The 22,158-nt window shown below is 70.7% G+C and carries 25 protein-coding genes; 20 read left to right on the top strand and 5 right to left on the bottom strand.

Translation table 11 applies throughout. From position 1 onward, the window contains the following. The first annotated feature begins 264 nt into the window (after window positions 1-264). Genes BJ958_RS21775 through BJ958_RS21760 form a run of 4 tightly spaced genes read left to right on the top strand, consistent with a single transcriptional unit; the run spans window position 265 to window position 4,215 of the window. Window positions 265-528 carry a hypothetical protein gene (locus tag BJ958_RS21775; RefSeq protein WP_179728931.1) on the top strand — a complete coding sequence of 88 codons (264 nt, stop codon included), beginning with the start codon at window positions 265-267 and terminating at the stop codon, window positions 526-528. Beyond that, window positions 528-2,051 (top strand): sodium:solute symporter family protein, encoded by a 1,524-nt coding sequence (locus BJ958_RS21770; RefSeq protein ID WP_218865933.1) that lies wholly within the window; start codon window positions 528-530, stop codon window positions 2,049-2,051. Before BJ958_RS21775 ends, BJ958_RS21770 begins: the two co-directional genes overlap by 1 nt. Before the next feature lie 30 nt (window positions 2,052-2,081). Then, complete coding sequence (locus BJ958_RS21765) at window positions 2,082-3,407, top strand: M20 family metallopeptidase (RefSeq protein WP_179728930.1); 1,326 nt, start codon at window positions 2,082-2,084, stop codon at window positions 3,405-3,407. 28 nt (window positions 3,408-3,435) lie between these two features. Beyond that, the gene (locus BJ958_RS21760; RefSeq protein ID WP_179728929.1) at window positions 3,436-4,215 is read left to right on the top strand and encodes an SDR family NAD(P)-dependent oxidoreductase; all 780 of its coding nucleotides are present in this window, start codon (window positions 3,436-3,438) and stop codon (window positions 4,213-4,215) included. 24 nt (window positions 4,216-4,239) lie between these two features. Here BJ958_RS21760 and BJ958_RS21755 read toward each other — a convergent pair whose 3' ends face one another. After that, entirely contained in the window at window positions 4,240-5,250 is a 1,011-nt protein-coding gene (locus BJ958_RS21755; protein WP_179728928.1) for a response regulator transcription factor, read from the bottom strand. A gap of 72 nt (window positions 5,251-5,322) precedes the next feature. Next, complete coding sequence (locus BJ958_RS21750; protein WP_179728927.1) at window positions 5,323-6,891, bottom strand: APC family permease; 1,569 nt, start codon at window positions 6,889-6,891, stop codon at window positions 5,323-5,325. A gap of 217 nt (window positions 6,892-7,108) precedes the next feature. Between BJ958_RS21750 and BJ958_RS21745 the strand changes: the two genes are divergently transcribed. From BJ958_RS21745 to BJ958_RS21700, 10 genes are all read left to right on the top strand, one after another. Next, on the top strand, window positions 7,109-8,395 hold the full coding sequence (locus BJ958_RS21745; protein WP_179728926.1) for a class-III pyridoxal-phosphate-dependent aminotransferase: 1,287 nt from the start codon (window positions 7,109-7,111) through the stop codon (window positions 8,393-8,395). Further along, on the top strand, window positions 8,395-9,978 hold the full coding sequence (locus tag BJ958_RS21740; protein ID WP_179728925.1) for an aldehyde dehydrogenase family protein: 1,584 nt from the start codon (window positions 8,395-8,397) through the stop codon (window positions 9,976-9,978). The genes BJ958_RS21745 and BJ958_RS21740 overlap by 1 nt, the downstream gene beginning before the upstream one ends. A 3-nt stretch (window positions 9,979-9,981) precedes the next feature. Continuing rightward, window positions 9,982-10,584 carry a BMC domain-containing protein gene (locus tag BJ958_RS21735; RefSeq protein ID WP_179728924.1) on the top strand — a complete coding sequence of 201 codons (603 nt, stop codon included), beginning with the start codon at window positions 9,982-9,984 and terminating at the stop codon, window positions 10,582-10,584. Then, a complete protein-coding gene (locus BJ958_RS21730) occupies window positions 10,581-11,096 on the top strand; it encodes a hypothetical protein (protein WP_218865932.1) in 516 nt (171 codons plus the stop codon). The genes BJ958_RS21735 and BJ958_RS21730 overlap by 4 nt, the downstream gene beginning before the upstream one ends. Continuing rightward, window positions 11,096-11,350, top strand: a complete 255-nt coding sequence (locus BJ958_RS21725) for a EutN/CcmL family microcompartment protein (RefSeq protein WP_179728923.1) — start codon at window positions 11,096-11,098, stop codon at window positions 11,348-11,350. The genes BJ958_RS21730 and BJ958_RS21725 overlap by 1 nt, the downstream gene beginning before the upstream one ends. Before the next feature lie 76 nt (window positions 11,351-11,426). After that, window positions 11,427-11,708 (top strand): BMC domain-containing protein, encoded by a 282-nt coding sequence (locus BJ958_RS21720; RefSeq protein WP_179728922.1) that lies wholly within the window; start codon window positions 11,427-11,429, stop codon window positions 11,706-11,708. A 48-nt stretch (window positions 11,709-11,756) separates the two neighbouring features. Beyond that, window positions 11,757-12,404 carry a microcompartment protein gene (locus BJ958_RS21715; protein WP_179728921.1) on the top strand — a complete coding sequence of 216 codons (648 nt, stop codon included), beginning with the start codon at window positions 11,757-11,759 and terminating at the stop codon, window positions 12,402-12,404. Beyond that, window positions 12,404-13,390 carry a phosphotransferase enzyme family protein gene (locus BJ958_RS21710; RefSeq protein WP_179728920.1) on the top strand — a complete coding sequence of 329 codons (987 nt, stop codon included), beginning with the start codon at window positions 12,404-12,406 and terminating at the stop codon, window positions 13,388-13,390. The genes BJ958_RS21715 and BJ958_RS21710 overlap by 1 nt, the downstream gene beginning before the upstream one ends. Before the next feature lie 24 nt (window positions 13,391-13,414). Then, on the top strand, window positions 13,415-14,185 hold the full coding sequence (gene fabG, locus BJ958_RS21705) for a 3-oxoacyl-ACP reductase FabG (protein ID WP_179728919.1): 771 nt from the start codon (window positions 13,415-13,417) through the stop codon (window positions 14,183-14,185). 97 nt (window positions 14,186-14,282) lie between these two features. Continuing rightward, entirely contained in the window at window positions 14,283-15,074 is a 792-nt protein-coding gene (locus BJ958_RS21700; RefSeq protein ID WP_179728918.1) for a GntR family transcriptional regulator, read from the top strand. A 31-nt stretch (window positions 15,075-15,105) separates the two neighbouring features. On the opposite strand, the gene BJ958_RS21695 is transcribed toward BJ958_RS21700, so the two are convergent. Beyond that, window positions 15,106-15,930 (bottom strand): alpha/beta fold hydrolase, encoded by an 825-nt coding sequence (locus BJ958_RS21695; protein ID WP_179728917.1) that lies wholly within the window; start codon window positions 15,928-15,930, stop codon window positions 15,106-15,108. A 65-nt stretch (window positions 15,931-15,995) separates the two neighbouring features. Next, window positions 15,996-17,045 carry a GlxA family transcriptional regulator gene (locus tag BJ958_RS21690; protein WP_179728916.1) on the bottom strand — a complete coding sequence of 350 codons (1,050 nt, stop codon included), beginning with the start codon at window positions 17,043-17,045 and terminating at the stop codon, window positions 15,996-15,998. Window positions 17,046-17,142: 97 nt separating this feature from the next. Here BJ958_RS21690 and BJ958_RS21685 point away from each other — a divergent pair, with 97 nt between their 5' ends. After that, complete coding sequence (locus tag BJ958_RS21685; protein WP_179728915.1) at window positions 17,143-17,736, top strand: TetR/AcrR family transcriptional regulator; 594 nt, start codon at window positions 17,143-17,145, stop codon at window positions 17,734-17,736. A gap of 141 nt (window positions 17,737-17,877) precedes the next feature. Here BJ958_RS21685 and BJ958_RS21680 read toward each other — a convergent pair whose 3' ends face one another. Further along, entirely contained in the window at window positions 17,878-18,423 is a 546-nt protein-coding gene (locus tag BJ958_RS21680) for a winged helix-turn-helix transcriptional regulator (protein WP_179728914.1), read from the bottom strand. Between the two features lie 91 nt (window positions 18,424-18,514). Here BJ958_RS21680 and BJ958_RS21675 point away from each other — a divergent pair, with 91 nt between their 5' ends. From BJ958_RS21675 to BJ958_RS27415, 5 genes are read left to right on the top strand one after another with little or no spacing between them, the layout of a single operon-like run. After that, a complete protein-coding gene (locus BJ958_RS21675) occupies window positions 18,515-20,044 on the top strand; it encodes an MFS transporter (protein ID WP_218865931.1) in 1,530 nt (509 codons plus the stop codon). Window position 20,045: 1 nt separating this feature from the next. Continuing rightward, window positions 20,046-20,750: an SDR family oxidoreductase gene (locus BJ958_RS21670; RefSeq protein WP_179728913.1), complete on the top strand. Its 705-nt coding sequence runs from the start codon at window positions 20,046-20,048 to the stop codon at window positions 20,748-20,750. Next, entirely contained in the window at window positions 20,747-21,229 is a 483-nt protein-coding gene (locus BJ958_RS21665) for a PaaI family thioesterase (RefSeq protein WP_179728912.1), read from the top strand. The genes BJ958_RS21670 and BJ958_RS21665 overlap by 4 nt, the downstream gene beginning before the upstream one ends. Before the next feature lie 27 nt (window positions 21,230-21,256). After that, window positions 21,257-21,820, top strand: coding sequence for an MBL fold metallo-hydrolase (locus tag BJ958_RS21660; RefSeq protein ID WP_218865930.1), 564 nt, complete (start codon window positions 21,257-21,259; stop codon window positions 21,818-21,820). Beyond that, window positions 21,774-22,094: an MBL fold metallo-hydrolase gene (locus BJ958_RS27415; RefSeq protein ID WP_218865929.1), complete on the top strand. Its 321-nt coding sequence runs from the start codon at window positions 21,774-21,776 to the stop codon at window positions 22,092-22,094. Before BJ958_RS21660 ends, BJ958_RS27415 begins: the two co-directional genes overlap by 47 nt. Window positions 22,095-22,158: the final 64 nt, after the last annotated feature.

Genomic DNA, 22,158 nt, shown 5'->3' with positions numbered 1-22,158 from the left:
CGACACGGCTGATGATGAACGTCGCCGCCGCGGCCGTCAACGCCGAGCACCCACCGCGCCCGAGCGTCGCGGACCCTCCAGACGGCTTTCGGTCCGACCACCGGGCGCCCCGGCGAGAACCGTTCTCCCCCACGGCGGCATCCGTCAACTGACGGATGCTCCGCTCCTCCGGGCTGCCCAGATCGGGCACCTGACCCGATACCGGGCGTGATCTGGCGCACATAGTTTCGGGGCATCTCGGTCAGACCGAACCCTGGAGGACCCATGACAAGCGCCATCCGTGCGATGTCGTCACGGACCAAGATGACGATCTTCTGGCTGCTCTTCGGCAGCAGCATCCTGCTCGCGGTGTTCCCCCCGCTCTACCTGGCGGGCAGCGGCATCGACACCCCGATACTCGGCGTGCCGTTCAGCGTCGCCTACTGGATCTTCGACGCCCTCCTCGCCACGGGCGCGGTGTGGCTGCTGTGGATCCTCGAGAACATCCGTGGCGAGGTGGGCGAGGAGCCCGAGGAGGCGGCGGCCTGATGTCCACCATGACCGGTTCGATGGCCGTCACGCTCGGCCTGCTGACGGCGTTCTTCGCCCTCATCGTCTTCGTGCTCTACGCGACCAACCGCAACGCCAAGTCCTTCTCGGACTACGCCGTGGGCGGACGCTCGTTCAGCAGCTGGTACATCGCGATGTCCTACACCAACTCCTGGTGGCCGGGCGCGACGTACACCGCCTTCTTCGGCCTCAGCGTCGGCGCCGGCGTCCTCGGGTTCTATGCCCTTGCCTACTCGCTGCTCGGCGTGACGGCGATGTACCTGATGGCCGAGCGGGCCTGGCTGTGGGGCAAGCGCTACGACCTGAAGACCCAGCCCGACATGCTCGGCCTGCGCTTCCAGTCTCCGGCGGTGCGGGTGATCGCCAGCGCGATCGGCGTCGTGTGCCTGTTCCCGTGGATCGTCCTCGGCATGCAGGCGATGGGCCTGATCTTCCGGTTCGCGAGCTTCGGCCAGTGGTCGGTGACCACCTGCCTGGTCGTCGGTGTGGCGGTGATCGCCGTCCGCCAGATCTGGACCGTCCAGATGGGCATGCGAGGCCTGGTCATCACCGACCTGGTGCAGGGCATCGTCGCCTACGGCCTGGCCGCGCTGGTCTGCCTCGGCATCCTGTTCGGGCCCGCCGACTCGGCCGGCTTCAGCGCCGTCACCGACCTGCCGGACGCACTGCTCCACGTCCCGGGCGACGGTGGCACCTACGGTCACTGGTACCTCTTCTCCCTGATCGTCACCGGCGTGATCGGATCGCTGTGCTGGCCGACCAGCTACCAGCGCATCTACACCGCCAAGGGCGTGCGCAGCGTCAAGAAGGGCACCCTGCAGACGATGGTCGTGGCCGGCGGCTTCTACCTGATGCTGACCCTGGTCGCCCTCGCCGCCGCCTCGATGACCGACATCGCCGCCGCGCCGCAGGACGGCTGGTTCACCCTCCTCTACGACCGCGGCGGCCAGTGGCTGCTCGGCATGGCCCTGGTGATCGTCCTGGCCGCGAGCATGGGCTGGATCGACGGATGCGTCCAGGTCTGCGGCGCCCAGATCGCCAACGACATCGTCCACGTCATCTCGCCCCGCACCGACTTCCAGCTCAAGGTCGTCGCCAAGGGCTCGATGGTCGTCTACATGCTCGCCTCGGCGATCGTCGCCTACATCGCCTTCGACTACCCGCGCCTGCAGCTGCTGGCGCAGATGTCCTACCAGGGCATCGTGCAGCTCTCGGTGCCGATGTTCCTCGGCATGTTCTGGAAGCGCGGCACGAAGGTCGCGGCGCTCGCCTCGATGTGCACCGGCTTCGTGGTGGCCGCCGTCCTCACCTGGCAGTACCCGGACGACATGCCCGGGCTCGGCAGCCTCACCAGTGGCGTCGTCGCGCTCGGCGTGAACCTCGTCGTGTACGTCGTGGTGGCCTACCTGGTGCCGCACTCCGAGTCGGAGCGCCGCCGGATCGACGAGCTCTTCGAGGCCGGCAGGTCCCGGCCCGAGCCGTCCCTCTCCCCCACTCGCTGAATCCCGTCCCCTCCCGAACGGAGCTGTGCCATGACATCCCAGGAGACCCACGACCGCGTGCTGGCGGCGGTCGACGCCCTCAAGGACGACCTCGTCTCCACGCTCTCGGAGGTCATCTCGATCCCGAGCGTGAACCCGAAGTATCCCGGCCAGGTGTACGACGAGGTGGTCGGCCTCGAGGGCCGCGTGTCCCGCCTCGTCGGCGAGATCTACGAGGACGCCGGCGCCGACGTCGAGTACTGGGCGGTGGAGAAGGGCCGCGACAACGCGGTCGGCACCCTGAAGGGCACCGGCGGTGGGCGCTCGCTCATCTTCAACGGCCACGTCGACGTCGTGCCGCCCGGCAACCCGGACCGCTGGACGTCCGGCGACCCGTTCTCCGGCAAGGTGGACGGCGACCGGGTCTGGGGCCGTGGCGCCAGCGACATGAAGGCAGGCCTGGTGGCCCAGGCGTTCGCGGTCAAGGCCCTGCAGCGCGCCGGCGTCGCCCTCGACGGCGACCTGATCGTGCAGGCGGTCGTGGGCGAGGAGGTGATGGACCACGAGTGCGGTGTCACCTCGACGATCGAGCACGGCTACCGCGCCGACGCGGCCGTCGTGGCCGAGCCGAGCGGTCCGACCAACCTCGGCGTCATCCCGGTGACCCCAGGGCTCCTCTGGTTCTCGGTCACGGTGCAGGGCAAGGCGACGCACTCCTCGATGCGAGGCCAGACGATCCGCGCGGGTGGCGGTGGCAGCGCCGTCGGGGTCAACGCGATCGACAAGGGGATGCTCGTCTTCCAGGCGATGCAGCGCCTGGAGGAGGAGTGGGCCTTCACCAAGACCCACCCGCTGTTCGCGCCGGGCCACTTCACCATCCACCCCGGCGTCGTCCAGGGCGGGCCGCACGGCGTGCTCGTGCCGTTCATCCTCTCGGAGTACATGACGATCGAGTACTGCATCTGGTACCCGCCGCAGGACGACCCGGAGACCGTGAAGGCCGAGGTCGAGGCGCAGATCCGCGCCATCGCGCAGACCGACGGCTGGTTGCGCGAGCACCCGCCGGTCGTGGACTGGAAGCTCAACTGGCCGGCCAACGACCCCGGCGACGCGGCGACCGCGATCACCGCCGCGGTCTCCTCGGCCCACGAGCGGGTCTCCGGGATGACGGCCTACCAGGGGCCGCCCCCGGTCGCCGGGTTCTGCGCGGTGGAGGACTGCAGCTTCCTCACCGCCGCCGGGATCCCGGCGATCAGCTACGGGCCCGGCGACCTGAGGGTCGCGCACGCGGACGACGAGTACTGCCTCGTCGACGAGGTGCACCTCGCCGCCCGGACCTACGCCTCGCTCGCCCTCGACTGGTGCGGCGCCGAGTGACCCCCACCTCCATCGAAAGGACCCGATCATGATCGACCTCACCGGCAAGAAGGCCGTCGTCACCGGAGGCTCGTCCGGCATCGGCCGCGCCATCGCCACCACTCTCGCGAAGGTCGGCGCCCACGTCGTCGTCGCCGACCTGACAGAGGAGGCCCGCGAGGGCGGCGAGGCCACGGCCGCCGTGATCGTCGCGGCCGGCGGCTCCGCGGAGTTCGTGAAGCTCGACGTCACGGCCAGTGCCCACGTCGCCTCGGTCTTCGCCGAGCTCGACGAGCGCCTCGGCGGTCTGGACATCCTCGTCAACAACGCCGGGGTGCTGCGCGAGGGCAGTGTCCACGAGACCGACGACGAGACCTGGCGGACCCAGTTCCTCGTCAACGTCGACGGCACCTTCCACTGCACCCGCGAGATGGTCCGCGGCCTGCTGGCGCGCAAGAGCCCCGGCAAGATCGTCAACATCAGCTCGATCAGCGGGTTCCGCGGCAACCCCGGCTTCGCGGCGTACTGCGCGACCAAGGGCGCGATCGTGAACTTCACCCGCCAGGTCGCGCTCGACTACGCCGCGCACGGCATCAACGTCAACGCGGTCGCACCCGGCTTCGTCACCACCCACATGACGGCGCTCTACGACCAGGCGACGCACGACGCGCTCGCCGCGCAGACGCCGCGCGGACGCTGGGCGAGCCCGCAGGACGTCGCCAACGCCGTTCTGTTCCTGGCGAGCCCGCTCGCGGACCACGTGGTCGGCGACAACCTGCTGGTCGACGGCGGCTGGACGATCGGCACGCCGGTCGAGCTCGGCGCCTGATCCCGGGCCGCGACGACAGGAGCCTCAGGTGCGCACGAGCAGGGGGGTGGCCGGCGGCCCCGGCAGCGGGACGATCTCCTCCGCCACCGCCTTGCTCGCCGCGGCGACCCGGGTGGCGCAGCCGAGCTTGGCGAGGATGTGCTCCACGTGGGTCGCCACGGTGCGCGGGCTGAGGGACAGCGCGAGCCCGATGTCGGGGTTGCCGAGGCCGGCCGCGACGAGCGTCAGGACCTGGACCTCCCGCGGCGAGAGCCGGTACGGCGCCGCCGCCTCGCGCAGCGTCACCAGCACGCCCGCGGCCAGCCGGGTGCGGCGTACCTCGTGGCAGCGGCCCGTGGGCGAGACCCACGCGAACCGGTGCACCGCCCCCTCGGCGCCGGCCAGCAGCTCGGCCACCAGCGGGGAGTCGTCGGCCAGCCACTTGTCGCGACGCAGCCCGGGGAGCGTGACGAGCCTGCGGTCAGCCGTGAGCAGCGCCGCCTCCGCGGCCTCCTCGAGCAGGTCGGTCCAGGTGTGTCCCACCGGCGGACGCATGGCGTCCATGACCGGGGCGATCACCCGCTGCAGCGCGATGAGCGTCTCGATCGCCGAGTCGCTGATCGGCAACGGAGAGTCGGAGCTCAGGTGAAGCGCCCCGGTGTAGCGCCCGTCGCGCGTGAACAGGCACGTCGTCGACCCCTCGGCGAAGCCGCCGGGGATGAACACCTCGTGGGCGCTGAACATGTTGCGGTAGTTGGGGATGTCGCACCAGCGCAGCGGCCGCGGGTTGCGGAAGCGCATGGTGAGGAAGGCCGGGTCCTCGTTGACGAAGCCGTCGTTGAGGTAGCTGAGCACCGGGTCGCTGTAGCCGATCTCGGCGACGGTGAAGTGGCGCCCCTCGACCGGGTCGAAGGTGGCCAGTGCGGCCGCCTCGAGCGGGATGGCCTCACCGATCCGCTGCAGGACGGCGGACGCCCGATCGGCCGCAGGTGTGGGCTCGACGCAGATGGCGGCGACGTCGGCCACCAGGTCGAGCGGCGAAGGACGACTGCTCATCGGGACCTCCAGCTGGCGATCCCTGAAGCGTACGCCCTCCGCCGCTCCCCCGGTGGCCTCCGGTCGAACGTCTCAGTCCGCACGTTCCTGGGTGTCCTCGAGGACGACGCGGCCGATGGTGTCGTAGCGCTCGGGGGCGAACCTCTTGGCCCACAGGGCGAACCCGAGGCCCGACAGCCCGACGACCCCGACGATCCAGGGCGAGAGCTTGAAGACGATGTCGCTGGCGGCGGCACCCGCCGCGAAGCCGGCGTTCTCCATCAGCAGCCAGATGACGTAGACCATGCCGATGCCGCCGACGAGCGGGGCGAGGAAGGTCCGGAACACGTTCGCCGTCTCGGGGTGCTTGCCCTGGACGTGGAAGTAGGCGATGCAGGAGAAGGCCGCCAGCGCCTGGACGATGAGGATCGCCGTGGTCCCGAGGATGGCCATCAGCGCGTAGAGCTGGCCGTAGGGGTCGCGGCCGGTCAGGTAGAACCCCACCACGATCACCGTGGCGAGCGTGGTCTGCGCGAATCCGGCGACGTACGGCGAGCCGTGGACCGGGTGGGAGGCACCGAGCGTCCTCCCGAACCCGGGGACGAGGTCCTCGCGGCCGATCGCGTAGATGTAGCGGGAGGCGCAGTTGTGGAACGCCATGCCGCAGGCGAACGAGCCGCTCATCAGCAGGAACTCGAAGACGATGACCGCCCAGTGGCCGAGGTGCTGCTCGACGGGACCGAAGAAGATCTGACCGGCGGTCGCGCTGTCCTGGGCGAGGGCGACGGCATTGTCCGGACCGGTGCCGACGATCGCGGACCACGACACGATGACGTAGAAGATGCCGATGCCGAGCACCGAGAGCATGGTCGCCAGCGGGATGATCCTCTTCGGGTTGCGCGACTCCTCGCCGTACATGGCGGTGGACTCGAAGCCGACCCACGACCAGAACGCGAAGAACAGTCCGATGCCCGCGGTCCCCGCGACCGCGAGCGTCGCGCCGGTGTCCGGGTGGACGACGGAGCCGTCGAGCCCGGAGAACGCGTTGATCGGGTTGAGCGAGCCCAGGGACCAGCCCTGGGGGCCACCTCCGGAGACGACGACCGAGACCGTCATCGCGGCGAGCATGACGATCTCGGTCACGAGGAAGGCGCCCAGGACGACCGCCGTGAGGTTGATGTCGTAGTAGGTCAGCACCGCGTTGACGCCCAGCATCAGCAGCGCGTAGCAGACCCACGAGATGTCGAGCGAGGAGTGCGCGGAGAAGAAGCTCGCGGCGAAGAACGAGAAGATGCCGACCAGCGAGGCCTCGAAGACGACGTAGGCCAGCGTGGTCAGTGCGCCGGCACCCATGCCCACCACGCGGCCGAGGCCGTGCGAGATGAAGCCGTAGAAGGCGCCGGTCGAGACGATGTGCTTGGCCATCGCGGAGTAGCCGAGCGCGAAGAGGCCCAGCACGATCGTGGCGACCAGGTAGCCGGCCGGCGCGTTCGCGCCGCTGCCGAAGCCGATCGCGATCGGGACGTTGCCGACCATCGCCGTGATCGGCGCAGCGGTGGCCACCGCCATGAACATGACCCCGAACAGGCCCACGGCGTTCGGCTTCAGGCGCTGGACCCCCGACTCGGCCTCGGACGACGTACGCGTCTCTTCTGCAGACATGCGGACTCTCTCTCCCGTGCCTCGCAGCACGTCCCGGTGTGCCCTGGCTCACGCCAGATCCCGGCATGCTGGCACTACCGAACAGACCAAATCAAGGGTTTGGGTCAGACAATTTGTTTGGGCGCAGACCATTGACTTTTTCGGTCTGACCAAACAGGCTTCTCGACACAAGGCTTCCGGTGACCACGGACGTGGCCACCGACACCAAGGGATGGCGATGCACGACTACGACGCGTTCAGCTTCGACTCGAAGGCAGAGATGCTCGAGAAGTCGGCGCACTACTGGAACCCGGACAAGACGAAGTTCTGGTCCGACAGCGGGATCGACCTGGTCATCGACCGTCGCGAGGGCTACCTGCTCTGGGACATGGACGGCCGTCGGCTGATCGACGTCCACCTCAACGGTGGCACCTACAACCTCGGCCACCGCAACCCGGAGGTGGTCGCCGCCGTGAAGCGGGCGATGGACCGCTTCGACGTCGGCAACCACCACTTCCCCTCGCTGGGCCGCACCGCGCTCGCCGAGGCTCTGGTCGAGTCCGCCCCGGCGGGCCTGACCAAGGTCGCCTACGCGTCCGGTGGCGGCGAGGCGATCGACATCGCCCTCAAGAGCGCCCGGCACGCCATGCAGAAGCGCAAGATCGTCTCGATCGTGAAGGCCTACCACGGTCACACCGGGCTCGCCGTCGCCACCGGCGACGACCGCTTCTCCAAGCTCTTCCTCGCCGACCGCCCCGAGGAGTTCCCCCAGGTCCCGTTCAACGACCTCGAGGCCATGGAGCAGGCGCTCCGGGGCCGCGACGTCGCCGCGGTGATCATGGAGACGATCCCCGCGACCTACGGCTTCCCGCTCCCGCAGCCCGGCTACCTCGAGGCCGTCAAGAGGCTGTGCGAGAAGTACGACGCGCTCTACATCGCCGACGAGGTGCAGACCGGCCTGATGCGCACCGGCGAGCTCTGGGGCATCACCAAGCACGGCATCGAGCCGGACATCCTGGTCAGCGGCAAGGGCCTGTCCGGAGGCATCTACCCGATCGCCGCGGTGCTCCTGAGCGAGCGGGCCGGTGCGTGGCTGCGCGAGGACGGCTTCGGGCACATCTCCACCTTCGGCGGCGCCGAGCTCGGCTGCGTCGCGGCGCTGAAGACCCTCGAGATCAGCCGTCGGCCCGAGGTGCGCTCGATGGTGCACTACATCGCGGACCTCGTCGGTTCGGGCCTGCGCCAGGTGCAGGCCCAGTACCCCGACTGGTTCGTCGGGATCCGCCAGAACGGCGTCGTGCTCGGCCTCGAGTTCGCCCACCCCGAGGGCGCGAAGTACGTCATGCGCGAGCTCTACGCGCTCGGTGTGTGGGCGATCTTCTCGACGCTCGACCCGCGCGTCCTGCAGTACAAGCCCGGGATCTTGATGACGCCCGACCTCGTCGAGGAGCTCCTCGACCGCACCGCGCTGGCGATCGGCCGCGCGGCCGCCGACCCCGCTGTCTCCCGCCGGAGGGCAAGCTGATGGCCGACCAGCCGAACGGACCCGTGGCCGCACCCGCGCAGGCCGGCCACATGCTCGAACGCGCCCGCTGGGCGGCACGCTCGTTCGCGACCTACTCCCAGGGCGACGTCGACCGGATCGTGCGCGCCGTCGCGGAGGTCGCCCACGCGAACGCGCAGAAGTACGCCGAGTGGGCGGTGGCCGAGACCGGGTTCGGTGTCGTCGAGCACAAGGTCCGCAAGAACCAGGCCTGCTCGCGCGGACTGCTGGACACCTACGCGGGCCAGGACTTCGTCACCCCGCACGTCCGGCTCGACGACAAGATCGTCGAGGTGCCGCGACCGGCGGGTGTCGTGCTGGCGCTGACGCCGTCGACCAACCCGGTCGCCACGGTCTTCTTCAAGGTGATCCTCGCCCTGATGACCCGCAACGCGGTCGTGGTCAGCCCGCACCCGATGGCCAAGGAGTGCTGTCACGACGCCGCGCAGCTCCTCGCCCGGGCCGCGGTCGAGGCCGGCGCACCGGACGGCATCGTCCAGTGCGTCGCCGAGCCGACCATCCCGCTCGTCGAGGCGCTGATGGGCGACGAGCGCACCAACGTCATCCTCGCCACGGGCGGCACCGGCGTCGTGCGCGCCGCCTACGGATCGGGCAATCCGGCCATCGGCGTCGGCCCGGGCAACGTCCCGGTCCTCGTCGACGCATCGGCCGACATCCGGTCCGCCGCGCAGCGCCTGGTCGAGAGCAAGGCCTTCGACAACTCGGTGCTGTGCACCAACGAGTCCGTGCTCGTGGTCGAGGAGTCCGTCGCCGACAGGCTGGTCCGCGAGATGGAGCGCGCCGGCGCGGCAGTGCTCGGCCCCGACGACGCCCAACGGCTGCGTGACTACATGTTCCCGTACGGCCGGCTCAACGTGGACGTCGTCGGCAAGGACGCGTCGTGGATCGCGCAGCAGGCCGGGGTCCGGGTCGGGCCGCGCACGAAGGTCCTCGTCGCCCCGTTCGACGTGGCCGTCCCCGAGGAGCCGCTCACGCACGAGAAGCTGTCACCGGTGCTCGGGATGATCCGGGTCCCCGACGCGGTGACCGGCATCGCGACGGCCCGAGCGATCGTCCGGATCGCCGGTGCCGGCCACAGCGCGGCGATCCACTCGACCGATCCCGCCACGGTGATGCGGTACGCCGCCGACGTCCCCGTGCTGCGCGTGTCGGTCAACGTCGGCAACAGCACGGGGAGCTCGGGCCTCGACACCAACCTGGCGCCGACCATGACGATCGGCACCGGCTTCGTCGGTCGCAGCGCCCTCGGCGAGAACCTCCAGCCGAAGCACCTCGTGAACTGGACCCGGATCGCCTACAACAGCGACCCCGCCGAGGCGATGCCGGCGTACGCGGGGCTGAGCCCCTGGCGTGACCACCACGACCCGGTGCCGGCGTACCCGCTGGCGTCGAACGACGACCGCGCCGGCGCGCCGTTCGCCGTCGACGCGCTGGTCGACCGGATCGGCGCACGCACGACCACCGCCGGCGCTGACGACGCCGCCTTCCGCGAGCAGGTACGACGCCTCGTCGTCGAAGAGCTCTCCCACCTCATCAAGGGCTGACCCATGGCTGAACTGCGTTCCTTCATCTTCATCGACCGGCTGCAGCCGCAGACGCTGTGCTACCTCGGCACCTGGATCAAGGGCACCCTGCCGCGCGCCCACATGGCCGCGCAGATCATCGAGGTCGCGCCCGGCATCGACATCGAGCCGATCACCGATGTCGCCCTCAAGCACGCCGAGGTCGCGGCGGGCGTGCTCGTGGTCGAGCGGCAGTTCGGCTACCTGGAGTTCCACGGCGAGACCGGCTCGGTGAAGGCCGCCGCGGAGGGCGTCCTCGACGCGCTCGACGCGGACGCCTCGAGCGCGGTGCGGCCGCAGATCCTGGCCAGCAAGATCATCAGCTCGATCGACCACCAGCACGCGTTCCTGATCAACCGCAACAAGATCGGGTCGATGGTGCTGCCGGGCGAGTCGATGTACGTGCTCGAGGTGCAGCCCGCGTCCTACGCGATCGTGGCGACCAACGAGGCGGAGAAGGCCGCCGACATCAAGGTCGTCGACTACCGCATGATCGGGGCCACCGGGCGGGTCTACCTGTCCGGCAAGGAGGCCGACGTCCGGCAGGCCGCCGAGGCCGCCGAGGAAGCGCTCCGGGGCCTGACGTGAGCACCTCCCCCGACCTGCGCGCGATGGTCGCCGACCAGGTCCGCGACATCGTCCGCGAGGTCGTCGCCGAGCTCGTCGGGCCGGCGGCGCCCGCACCACCGACCGCCGCGGCGCCGGCCCCTCCCGCCGTCGCCGCGGCACCCGCCGGCGTCGCGGGCTCCGAGCACGTGACCCCACCCGCGATGCGCGAGCGCGTCGAGGCCGTGCGGATCGGGGACGACGCCGACCTCGACCGGTTCGCCCGGCACCTGCTGGCGCTGTTCGAGAACCCGAAGAACCGCCAGGACCTGCGCGCCGGACGCCTGCGCTTCCGCCTCGAGGGCGGCGCCGCGACCGCCGTGCCGTCCGACCGGCCGGCCCAGCGGGTCGACACCGGCGCGGTGACGGAGCGACAGGTCAAGGCAGCCGCCGAGGCCGGCCGCCGCCTGGTCCTCGGCCGCCGTGCCGTGCTGACTCCCCTGGCGCGCGAGAAGGCCCGCGCGCTGGGGGTTCCCATCGAGAAGGAGCGCTGATGCTGAGAGCAGTCGTGACCGGCAATGTCTGGTCCACCAAGAGGATCGACGGCCTGCCCAACGGCGCGTTCCTGGAGGTCGAGGTGGAGGGCGGCGGCAGTCGCCTGGTCGCCTTCGACGTCCTGGGCAGCGGCGTCGGCGAGACCGTCCTGGTCGCCCAGGGTTCCGTGGCCGCGGCCTGGTTCCCCGGGACGCCACCACCGGTCGACGCGCTGGTGATCGGCTCGATCGACAGCCCGCCCGCCTCGTCCTGACCCCCGTTCCCGGGGCGCCGCCGGCCCCCGCGCACCATCCACCGCACAACCCCACCGCACAACCAAGGAGCACCACATGTCCAGCACCGCCATCGGCATGATCGAGACCAAGGGCTTCGTTGCCGCGCTCGCCGCCGCGGACGCCATGGTCAAGGCCGCCAACGTCACCATCACCGACCGCCAGGAGGTGGGCGACGGCCTCGTCGCCGTGGTCATCGCCGGCGAGGTCGGCGCGGTCAAGGCCGCCACCGAGGCCGGCGCGGAGACCGCCTCCCAGGTCGGTGAGCTCGTCAGCGTGCACGTCATCCCGCGCCCGCACGCCGAGCTCGGCAACCACTTCGACGTCAGCTCGAAGTAGCGCCGTCCCTCACCCCCCACCAGCCAGCCCACGAGAAGAGGAGGTCCGATGGCCGCCACCGATGCCCGCGCGGAGCTGCGGGTCTACCTGATGGTCGAGGACCTGCAGCCGCAGTTCGCCGCCTACCTGGGCACGCCCACCCGTGCCCGGGGCTACCCGCCGTACGCCGGCGACCACGCCCTCATCATCGAGGTCGCCCCGGCACTGGCCATCGAGCGGGTCATCGACCTCGCGCTGCGGGCGGCGCCGTCGGTCGAGCCGGGCATCCTCTTCGTCGAGCGGCAGTTCGGGGTGCTCGAGCTGCACGCCTCGTCGCTGGAGGACGTCGTCGCGGCGGGCCAGGCCGTCCTCGACGGCACCGGCAGCTCGGCCAGTGACCAGCTGCGCCCGCGGGTGCTGTTCCACGACATCATCGAGAGCATCACCGACCAGCACGCGGTGATCCTCAACCGCAACCGTTCGGGGTCGATGATCATGCCGGGACAGTCCCTCCTCGTCTACGAGATGGCACCCGCCCTGTTCGCGGCCGTCGCCGCCAACGAGGCCGAGCGCGCAGCTCCCGGCATCACCATGGTGGACGTCCAGTTCATCGGGGCCGCGGGCCGGCTCTACCTCAGCGGCAGCACCGGGGACGTCGAGGTGGCCCGGGACCGGATCACCAAGGTCCTGGAATCGATCGAGGGACGGGAGCACTGATGGGCGCCACCACCGCTGCCGCGGACACGCGGGTCGCCGAGCTGGTGCTGCCGCGGTACGGCTTCGGCCCGGACACCGCGCTGCGGATGATCAACCTGTCGGAGAACGCGACCTTCCTGGTCGAGGACGGCGAGCGGAGCGCGATCCTGCGGGTGCACCGGGTGGGCTACCACTCGCGTGCGGACATCGAGAGCGAGCTGTCGTGGCTGGCGGCACTGCGGGAGGAGTCCGGGGTCGCGACGTCCGAGGTCGTGCCGACCAGTGGCGGCGAGTGGGTCACCACGGTCGAGGTCGACGGCGAGGAGCGGCACGCCGTGCTCTTCCACGTCGTACCCGGCATCGAGCCCGACGACGTGGCTCTCGGTACCGCCGACTTCGAGACGCTCGGCGCGATCACGGCCCGCATGCACCAGCACGCCCGGACCTGGAGGCCACCGCACGACTTCCACCGGTTCAGCTGGGACTGGGAGCACTCGCTGGGCGACCAGCCCCGCTGGGGACGCTGGCAGGACGGCATCGGCGTCGGCCCGGTCGAGGAGGCCGCGCTGGGGGCGGCGGTCGAGGTCGTCCGGGAGCGGCTCTCGGCGTACGGCACGGGAGCCGACCGGTTCGGTCTCGTCCACGCCGACCTCCGGCTGGCGAACCTGCTGGTCGAGGGCGACCTCGTCACCGTCATCGACTTCGACGACTGCGGCTTCTCGTGGTTCATGTACGACTTCGGCACCGCGGTGTCGTTCATCGAGCACGACCCGCGCCTGCCGCAGTGGCAGGCGGCCTGGCTGCGCGGGTACCGCTCGGTCAGCGAGCTGGCCGCCGAGCACGAGGCCATGCTCGCGACGTTCGTCATGATGCGCCGCCTGCTCCTCGTCGCCTGGATGGGCTCGCACGCGCACTCCCGCGAGTGCCAGGACCTCGGGCCCGGTTACACCGCCGGCACCGTCGAGCTGGCGCGGCGCTACGTCGCGTCGGACGGCGCATCCCTGTAGCACAGACCTTGGATCGGAGACCCCATGTTCACCTCACTCGCCGGACGCTCGGTCGTCGTCACCGGTGGCAGCAAGGGCATCGGCCGCGGCATCGCCACCGTCTTCGCCCGGGCCGGCGCGCGCGTCCTGGTCACCGGACGTGACGAGGAGTCGCTGGCGACCGCGTGCGCGTCGATCGGCGGCGAGACGTCGTTCGTCGTCGCCGACGTGAGCCGGCGCGAGGACTGCGACCGGATGGCCGCCACCGCGGTCGAGCGCCACGGCGGCATCGACGTCCTGTGCGCCAACGCAGGTGTCTTCCCGGCCGCGCGCCTCGACGCGATGACGGCCGACGACCTCAACGGCGTGATGGCGACGAACCTCAACGGCACGGTGTTCGCGGTCCAGGCCTGCCTGGACGCACTCACCGCCAGCGGCCGCGGCCGGGTCGTGGTGACCTCCTCGATCACCGGGCCGCACACCGGCTATCCCGGCTGGTCGCACTACGGCGCCAGCAAGGCGGCCCAGCTCGGCTTCGTGCGCACCGCCGCGCTCGAGCTCGCGCCCCGCTCCATCACGATCAACGCCGTGCTGCCCGGCAACATCGCCACCGAGGGGCTGGACGGGCTCGGCGAGGACTACCTCGCAGCGATGGCGGCCAGCGTGCCGCAGAAGCGGCTCGGCGGTGTCGCCGACATCGGCAACGCCGCCCTCTTCTTCGCGACCGAGGAGGCGTCGTACATCACCGGGCAGACGCTGATCGTCGACGGCGGCCAGGTGCTGCCCGAGTCGCTTCAGGCGCTCGAGGAGATCTGAGGGCCGCTGCCGCGGCCCTGAGGTAGGTTGCAAGCATCTGGTCAGACCATTCGGCGGATCGGGCCGACCGAAGAGGACCGGAGGAAGGAGCGGCACCATGGCCACCGAGCACGCCGTCGCGGAGACCCTTCGCCGCAGGATGCTGACCGACATCGGCGCCGGCACCCTGCCACCCGGCGCCCGGTTGGGCAGCGAGCGCGAGCTGTCCGAGCACTACGGCGTCAGCCGCGCCACGCTGCGCCAGGTGCTCGCCGCGCTCGAGGAGGCCGGACTCGTCCGGCGCGTCGCCGGCCGCGGCGGCGGCACGTTCATCAACCACGCCAAGGTCGAGCACGACCTGACCAAGGTGGTCGGCGTGCCCGCCTACCTCGCGCGCCAGGGCTACTCCGCCGGCACCCGCGTCGTCGCCACCCGGATGGGCGTCGCCGACGCCCCCACCCGGCGAGCCCTCCAGCTCGCCGAGGGCGACCTCGTCGTCGACGTGCGCCGCCTGCGGCTCGCCGACGGCACCCCGTTCTCCCTCGACCAGGCGCGCCTGCCCGCCGACCGGTTCCCCGGCCTGCTCGAGCAGCCGCTCGGCGGGTCGATCTACGAGCTGATCGAGAACGACTACGGCGTCACCATCGCCGACGCCGAGGAGGTCGTCGAGGTGGTCCACGCGACCGACGAGGAGGCCGCCCTCCTCGGTGTCACCGTCGGCGACCCGCTCGTCTCGATCACCCGGACGACGTACGACACCGCAGGGACGCCGTTCGAGTTCTCCCACGACCTGTTCCGCTCCGACCGGGTCCGGATCACGCTGCGCACCCCCGGTCGCGGGCTGCGCGGCGTACCGGGTGGGGACGGGCCGCACTTCGCGACGATCTCGTCGGTGCCGGCCACCGGCTGAGGTCTCCCTGGCGATGGCCGGCACCGCTCGGTCAGCCCTTGATGAACTCCAGGATGTCGGCGTTGATGACGTCGGCGTTCGTCGTCGGCATCCCGTGGGGGAAGCCCGGGTAGGTCTTCAAGGTGCCGTTGGGCAAGATCTTGGCCGAGAGCTCGGCGGAGTCGGCGATCGGCACGACCTGGTCGTCCTCGCCGTGCAGGACGAGGACCGGCAGCGTCACTGCCTCGAGGTCGGCGGTGAAGTCGGTCTGGGAGAAGGCCACGACGCCGTCGTAGTGCGCCTTGGCGCCACCGGCCATTCCCTGACGCCACCAGTTGGCGATGATGCCTTCCTTCGGCTCGGCTCCCGGTCGGTTGTAGCCGTAGAACGGGCCCTCGGCGAACTCACGGAAGAAGGCCGCGCGGCGGGTGGCGACCTCGTGCTGGATCCCGTCGAAGACCTCCTTCGGCAGACCGCCGGGGTTCGACTCGGTCTTGACCATGATCGGTGGGACGGCGCTGATCAGCACGGCCTTCGCCGCCCGGTCCTGTCCGTGACGGGCCAGGTAGTGCACCACCTCACCGCCGCCGGTCGAGTGGCCGACGTGCACGGCGTCGCGGAGGTCGAGGTGCTTCACGACGGCCGCCAGGTCGTCGGCGTAGTGATCCATGTCGTGGCCCTCGGCGACCTGCTCCGAGCGTCCGTGGCCGCGACGGTCGTGGGCGACGACGCGGAAGCCCTGGTTGAGGAAGAACATCAGCTGGGCGTCCCAGTCGTCCGACGACAACGGCCATCCGTGGCTGAAGACGACCGGCTGACCGGAGCCCCAGTCCTTGTAGAAGATCTCGACGTTGTCATCGGTGGTGATGGTGGGCATGGGTGTGCTCCTCGGTAGGGGGATCCCGGGTCGGGCGCCGCCGGTGGGCTTGGCTCCTCGAGTCTCTACCGAGCGGCCGTGCCCGTACCTGCACCTCGTGCGACAGGAATCCCTCGGATTGCGCCACGACCGGTGAGCACCGGCCGCAGGTCACTGATCGCGTACACCTCGTTGCGGTACGCGCGGGGCGAGCGACCGAGCCGGTTCATGAAGGTGCGCCGCATCATCTCGGTTCCGGAGAAGCCGGCCGCCGCAGCTGCGCCGGCGATCGTCGATCCGGCACGCAGGGAGTCGCAGGCGATCTCGAAGCGCAGGTCGGCGACGTACGACCCCGGCGTGGTGTCCAGCTCCTCGCGGAACAGGCGGGTGAGCTGCCGTTCGCTGAGGCTGACCAATGACGCCATCGAGCGCACCGTGTGCGGCAGCTGCGGGTTGGCGCGCACGTGGTCGGTGACGCGCCTGACCAGGCCGGCCTCCGCCACCTTCGCGCCGGCGGAGGGCGAGAACTGGGACTGGTCGCCTCCTCGCTGGAGGTAGACGAGCAGGTCGCGAGCCACCGCCTGCACCAGCTCGGTGCCGAGGTCCTCCTCCACCAGCGCCAGGGCCAGGTCGATGCCCGCGGCAGCGCCGCCGGAGCTGTAGACCCGTTCGTCGCGGACGTAGATCGCGTCGTGCTTCACGGCCACGCGCGGGTAGCGGCTGGCGAGGTCGGCGGTGAACTTCCAGTGCGTCGTGGCGACCCGCCCGTCGAGCAGTCCGGACTCGGCCAACGCGAAGGCGCCCGTGCAGATCGAGCCGAGGCGTCGGGTACGCCGGGCCAGGTCGTGGGTGGCGGCGACGACCTCGGGGGTGACGAACCGCGCCGCAGGAACGGCGCTGCCGACGACGAGGACCGTGTCGAAGTCACCCGAGGCCGGCACCGGTGCCGCGACCATGGGCGCCCCGACCGAGGTCTCGAACGGTCCTCCCGTCGCGGTGAGGACCTCGAGCTGGTAGGCCCCGGGAGCCTGCCTGTTGGCGGCGACGAAGACCTCCGCCGGGCCGCTCAGGTCGAGGAGCATCGCGCCGTCGAAGGCCAGGAACCCGATCCGACGAGCAGTGCGTGGCGACGTCATTGTGGAATGATGCCTCCATAACCCTCGTGGCGGCTACCCCGGTCCGGCGGCCACGACACGTTTCGTGACCTCGACCACCAGGACGTAGGTTCGCCTCATGCCCCGCCCGCGCCAGTTCGACGAGCCAGCACTGCTCGACGCCGCGATCCAGCTGTTCTGGAGCCGCGGGTACGCCGGCACCTCGATCGAGGACGTGGCCCGCGCCACGACCGTCGGCAACGGGAGCATCTACGCCGCCTACCGCTCCAAGAACGGGCTCTACGTCAGCGCCGTCACCCGCTACTGCCAGGCCCTGACGCAGATGGTCGGGACCGGGATGGCGGGGACCTCCGGCGACGTCGCCGCCAGCGCGCGCGACTACCTCGAGATCATCATCTGCGACTGCACCAGCCAGCCCGGACGCCGCGGCTGCCTCATGCTCAACAGCCTCACCCTGCTCGACCAGGTACCGCAGCTGCGCGCGGTCATCGACCGGACGACCCGGGACCTGCAGACCATCCTCGAGGAACGCCTCCTCCGCGACCTCGGCGACAGCCCGGCGCACGTCGACGTCGCCGCGCTCAGCGCGCACTACGTGACGCTGTCGCAGGGCCTCATCCAGCGAAGCCGCCTGGGGCACGAGCCGGACGAGCTGCGCCACATCGCCGACGCCGCCGCCCGCGACACCGCCCTTGCCCTCGCGCGCGGATAGCCGCGCGATCAGGGCGCCTCAGGCACGTCCCGTGGCTTCACCGCCGCCGATCCGCCCAGCGGACGACGGACACCCGGTCGTTCAGCTGCGGCGTGGCGAGCCGGACCTGAGCCGGCCGCGACGTTCACACGGGCGAACGCGCTAGATTCGGCCGCGGCGCCGGCCTGCGAGGGCGTAGTCCTCGTCCTTGAGCCGGACCGCCGCCTGTTCCACCGGGACCTCGTGCCCCTTGCGGCACGTCACGCTCGCGGACAGCGGCGTACCGCAGTCGCGATGCACGAGCTCGACCCCCGTCCGGTGGTCGTCGCGCAGCCCCTCGCCCCACTGCACCATGGCGACGATGATCGGGAAGATCCCGCGCCCGCGCTCGGTGAGCACGTACTCGTCGCGAGTGCGCTTGCCTTCCTCACGGTAGGGCCTGCGGTCGACGATGCCGTCGGCGAAGAGCTGCTTGAGCCGGCCGGCAACGACCGCCTCGCTGAGTCCGGTGCGGCGGACGAGCTCGTCGAACCGAGTGCCGCCGTAGAACAGCTCCCGGATCACCAGCATCGCCGAGCGGGTGCCGATGACCTCGAGGGAGCGCTCGATCCGGCACCAGCCCTGCGCGGGCCACTCGTCGCGGTCCGAGAAGGCCCCGAGCCGTTCGAGGACGTCGCTCGGGCCGCTCGCGCTTCCGTCGTGATCCATGACTCGATTCTAGATCTGGCTTTGCCTTTTGCAAGTCAGCGTGTACGGTCTGGCTATGGTTTCTATTAGTCAGGATCGCGGCACGGCGGGCGTGCCGCTCGTCCGGAACAGGTGGCCCAGCCTGTTCGTCGTCTGCATCGGCGTGATGATGACGTTCGTCAACGCCTCCTCGACGATCGGAGCGCTCGCGTCGATCCAGGACGACCTCCACGTCCCGGGCAGCTCCCTCGTGTGGGTCACCAGCGCCTTCGCCCTCGCGCTCGTGAGCCTGGTGATGTCGGCAGGGACCTTCGCCGAGCTCTACGGTCGGCGTCTCACCTACGTCTCGGGCGTTGCGGTCTTCACCGGCGGGAGCCTGCTGGCGTTCCTGGCCGACAGCTCCGGCGTCCTGATCACCGCGCAGGCGGTCATGGGCGTGGGCGCGGCGGCGATCCTGCCGTCGGGCCTGGCGATCGTGAGCACCAGCTTCCACGACCCCCACGAGCGCACCGGAGCGATCAGCATCTGGGCCAGCTGCGCCGGGCTCGGGCTGGCCATCGGACCGCTGGTCGCCGGAGGGCTGCTCCGCGAGTTCTCCTGGCACAGCGTCTACCTGACCAACGTGCTCCTCGGCGTCGTCGCCGGAGCCCTCGCGCTCCTGGTGCTCGGCGAGAGCAGGCACCCTTCGCGCCAGCTGGACCCGCTCGGCGTCGTCCTGGGCACGGTCACGGTGGCGGCGGCGACGTACGCGGTCATCGAGGGCGGAGCCAACGGCTACGGCGAGCCCCACATCGTCGTGGCCTATGCCGTGACCGCCGTGGCCGGCGCGCTGTTCCTGCGGGTGGAGTCCACCCACCACGACCCGATGCTCGATCTGCGTCTGTTCCGGAGCAGGTCGTTCACCACCGTCATGCTGGTGAGCGCGGCGGCGATGTTCGGCTTCGTCGGGATCGCGCTGCTCAGCGTGCTGCACCTCCAGCGGGTCGCCGGGCACGACCCGCTCGGCGCCGGGGTCCGGCTGATGCCGATGATGCTCAGCTACGTCGTGCTCAGCGCCTTCGGTGCCCGGATCGTGCGGACCGTGGGATTCACGGTGACGCTGACGGCGGGCCTGCTGCTCATGGGCGCCGGCGCACTGTCCCTGCTGTGGAACGGCGCGGACAGCGGCTACGCACACATGTGGCCCGGACTGCTGCTGGCCGGCGTCGGAAGTGCACTGCTCATCGCCCCGTCGACGGCGGCGGCCGTCAACAGCGTCGGCCCCCTGCAGGCGGGGATGGCGTCGGCGAGCGTGAACCTCTTCCGCCAGCTCGGCTCCATGCTCGGCCCCGCCGTCCTCGGGACGATCGCCACCAGCCGGTTCCCCTCGCTCCTCGCCGAAGGCCTCGACGACAAGGGCGTCCCGCGGGCCACCGCGGACGCGGTCGCCGCGAGCATCAGCCACGGCCAGGCCCCCAAGGGCGACGCCACGGCCCTGGCCCTGCTCCCGCAGGCCGTGCCCGACGCGTTCACCACGGCGCTGCACGGGGGGCTCCTGGTCGGCGGATTCGTCCTGCTCGCCATCGCCGTGCTCGCGGCGCTCTTCGTCCGCCACCAGCAGCCCGCTGCGCCCTCCACACCCCTCGTCCCCGAAAGGAACTGACATGCCCACCCTCAACGGAGCCGTCGTGCTCGTCACCGGAGCCAATGGCGGCCTCGGCACCCACTTCGTCCACCAGGCGCTCGAACGCGGTGCCAGCAAGGTCTACGCAGCAGCCCGCAACCCGCGCGAGTGGGGCGATGACCGCGTCACGCCGCTGGTCCTCGACGTCACCTCACCGGAGTCCGTCGCGGTCGCGGCCGACATCGCCCGTGACGTGACGGTCGTGATCAACAACGCCGGGGCGTCCAACGGGTCCAGCGTCCTCGGCGACCTGTCCGCCGCGCGCGAGCTGTTCGAGGTGAACTTCTGGGGAGCGCTCGAGGTCACCAACGCCTTCACCCCGGCCCTGAGGTCGTCCGGCGGAACGCTGCTCAACGTGCTGTCCGTCCTGAGCTGGCTCGGCATCGGCGATGCCTACTCCGCCACCAAGGGCGCGCTCTGGCAGGCGACCAACACCCAGCGCATCAAGCTGGCCGCCGACGGCGTGCACGTCGCCGGCCTCCACCTGGGGTACGCCGACACCCCCATGACCCGGGGCGTGGACGCTCCCAAGCTCGATCCGGCCGACGTGGTCCGCTCGGCGTACGACGGCATCGAGGCAGGGAGCTACGAGATCCTCGCCGACGAGCTCAGCCGCCAGGTGAAGGCCGGGCTCGCCGCACCGGTCGAGGCCCTCTACCCCCAGCTCGCACGGAGCGAGGCATGAGCAGGGAACGCACGTACTCCTGGGAGGATCCCAAGGTCTTCGTGGATGCCGCCGCCGGCTTGGCCGGGCTGGACTTCCTCAACAGGATCGGCAGCGGAGAGCTGCCCCTCGTCCCTGCCGGCGCGACGACCAACATCCTCCCCGTCGCCGTCGGTGACGGCTGGGCGGAGTTCGAGATGCAGCCCGAGGAGTGGCACTACAACCCGATCGGCTCCGTCCACGGCGGGATGATCGCCGGGCTCGCCGACTCGGCGCTGGGCTGCGCGGTCCACACGAAGCTGCCGGCCGGGGCCGGCTACACGTCGCTCGACCTGAACATCAAGTTCACCAGGGCCGCCAACCTCGACAGCGGCCTGCTCCGCTGTCGCGCAGAGGTCGTCACGATCGGGCGTCGTACCGCCACCGCCGAGGCGAAGGTGCTCGACGACCGCGGGCGCGTCGTGGCCCACGCCATCGCCACCTGCCTGCTCTTCAGCTAGCCCCGACCACCGACCACTGGAGCTCCCATGTCCGACCATCTGTCCTACGAGGTCTTCGTCGCCGACCCCGTGCCCCAGGACGTCACCGACCTCGTGCCGAACGGCGACAAGCGCATGTTCTCCCCGCTCTCGATCACCCTGGTCTCCGGCGACCGGGACGCCGTCCTCGTCGACCCGCCGATGACGATCGCCCAGACCGCGGCTGTCGGCGACTGGGTCGAGTCCACCGGGAAGAACCTGACGCACATCTTCGTCACCCACGGCCACGGGGACCACTGGTTCGGGTCCGCCGAGCTCGCCGAGCGGTTCGGCGCCGAGGTGGTGGCCACCGCCGGGACGATCGACCAGATGCACGGCAACCTCGCCATCCGCGAGCTCTTCTGGGATGCCCTCTTCCCGGGCCAGATCCCCGCGACCGAGGTCGTGGCGACGGAGGTGCCCAACAACGCGATCGAGCTCGAGGGACACACGCTCAGGGTGATCGACGTCGGGCACCGACACCGACGACACCAGCGTGCTCCATGTCGCGAGCCTCGACCTGGTCGTGGCCGGCGACGTCATCTACAACGATGTGCACCAGTTCCTGCGTGAGGCGCAGGGCGACGGCATCAACGCCTGGCTCCGCGCGATCGACGCTGTCGAGTCACTGCGCCCGCGGCTCGTCGTGGCCGGGCACAAGAACAAGGTCCTCGACGACGATGCGCGGCGCACGATCCGCGAGACCCGGGAGTACCTCACCACTGCGGCCACCATGCTGGCGGAACAGACGACCGCGCTCGACTTCTTCAACGCCATGCTCCAGCGCTTCCCCGACCGGCTGAACCCGGGTGCGCTCTGGGGCGGCGCGACAGCACTGTATGCATGACGCCACGGCCGAGCTGCCCGTCTGGCCCGAATCGCGTCACGAGACGTGTCGCCCAGGACGAACG

Source organism: Nocardioides kongjuensis (assembly GCF_013409625.1).
GTDB classification, from domain to species: domain Bacteria; phylum Actinomycetota; class Actinomycetes; order Propionibacteriales; family Nocardioidaceae; genus Nocardioides; species Nocardioides kongjuensis.
Note: the sequence above shows the minus strand (reverse complement) of the source record. Positions and strands in the feature narration are given on the sequence as shown.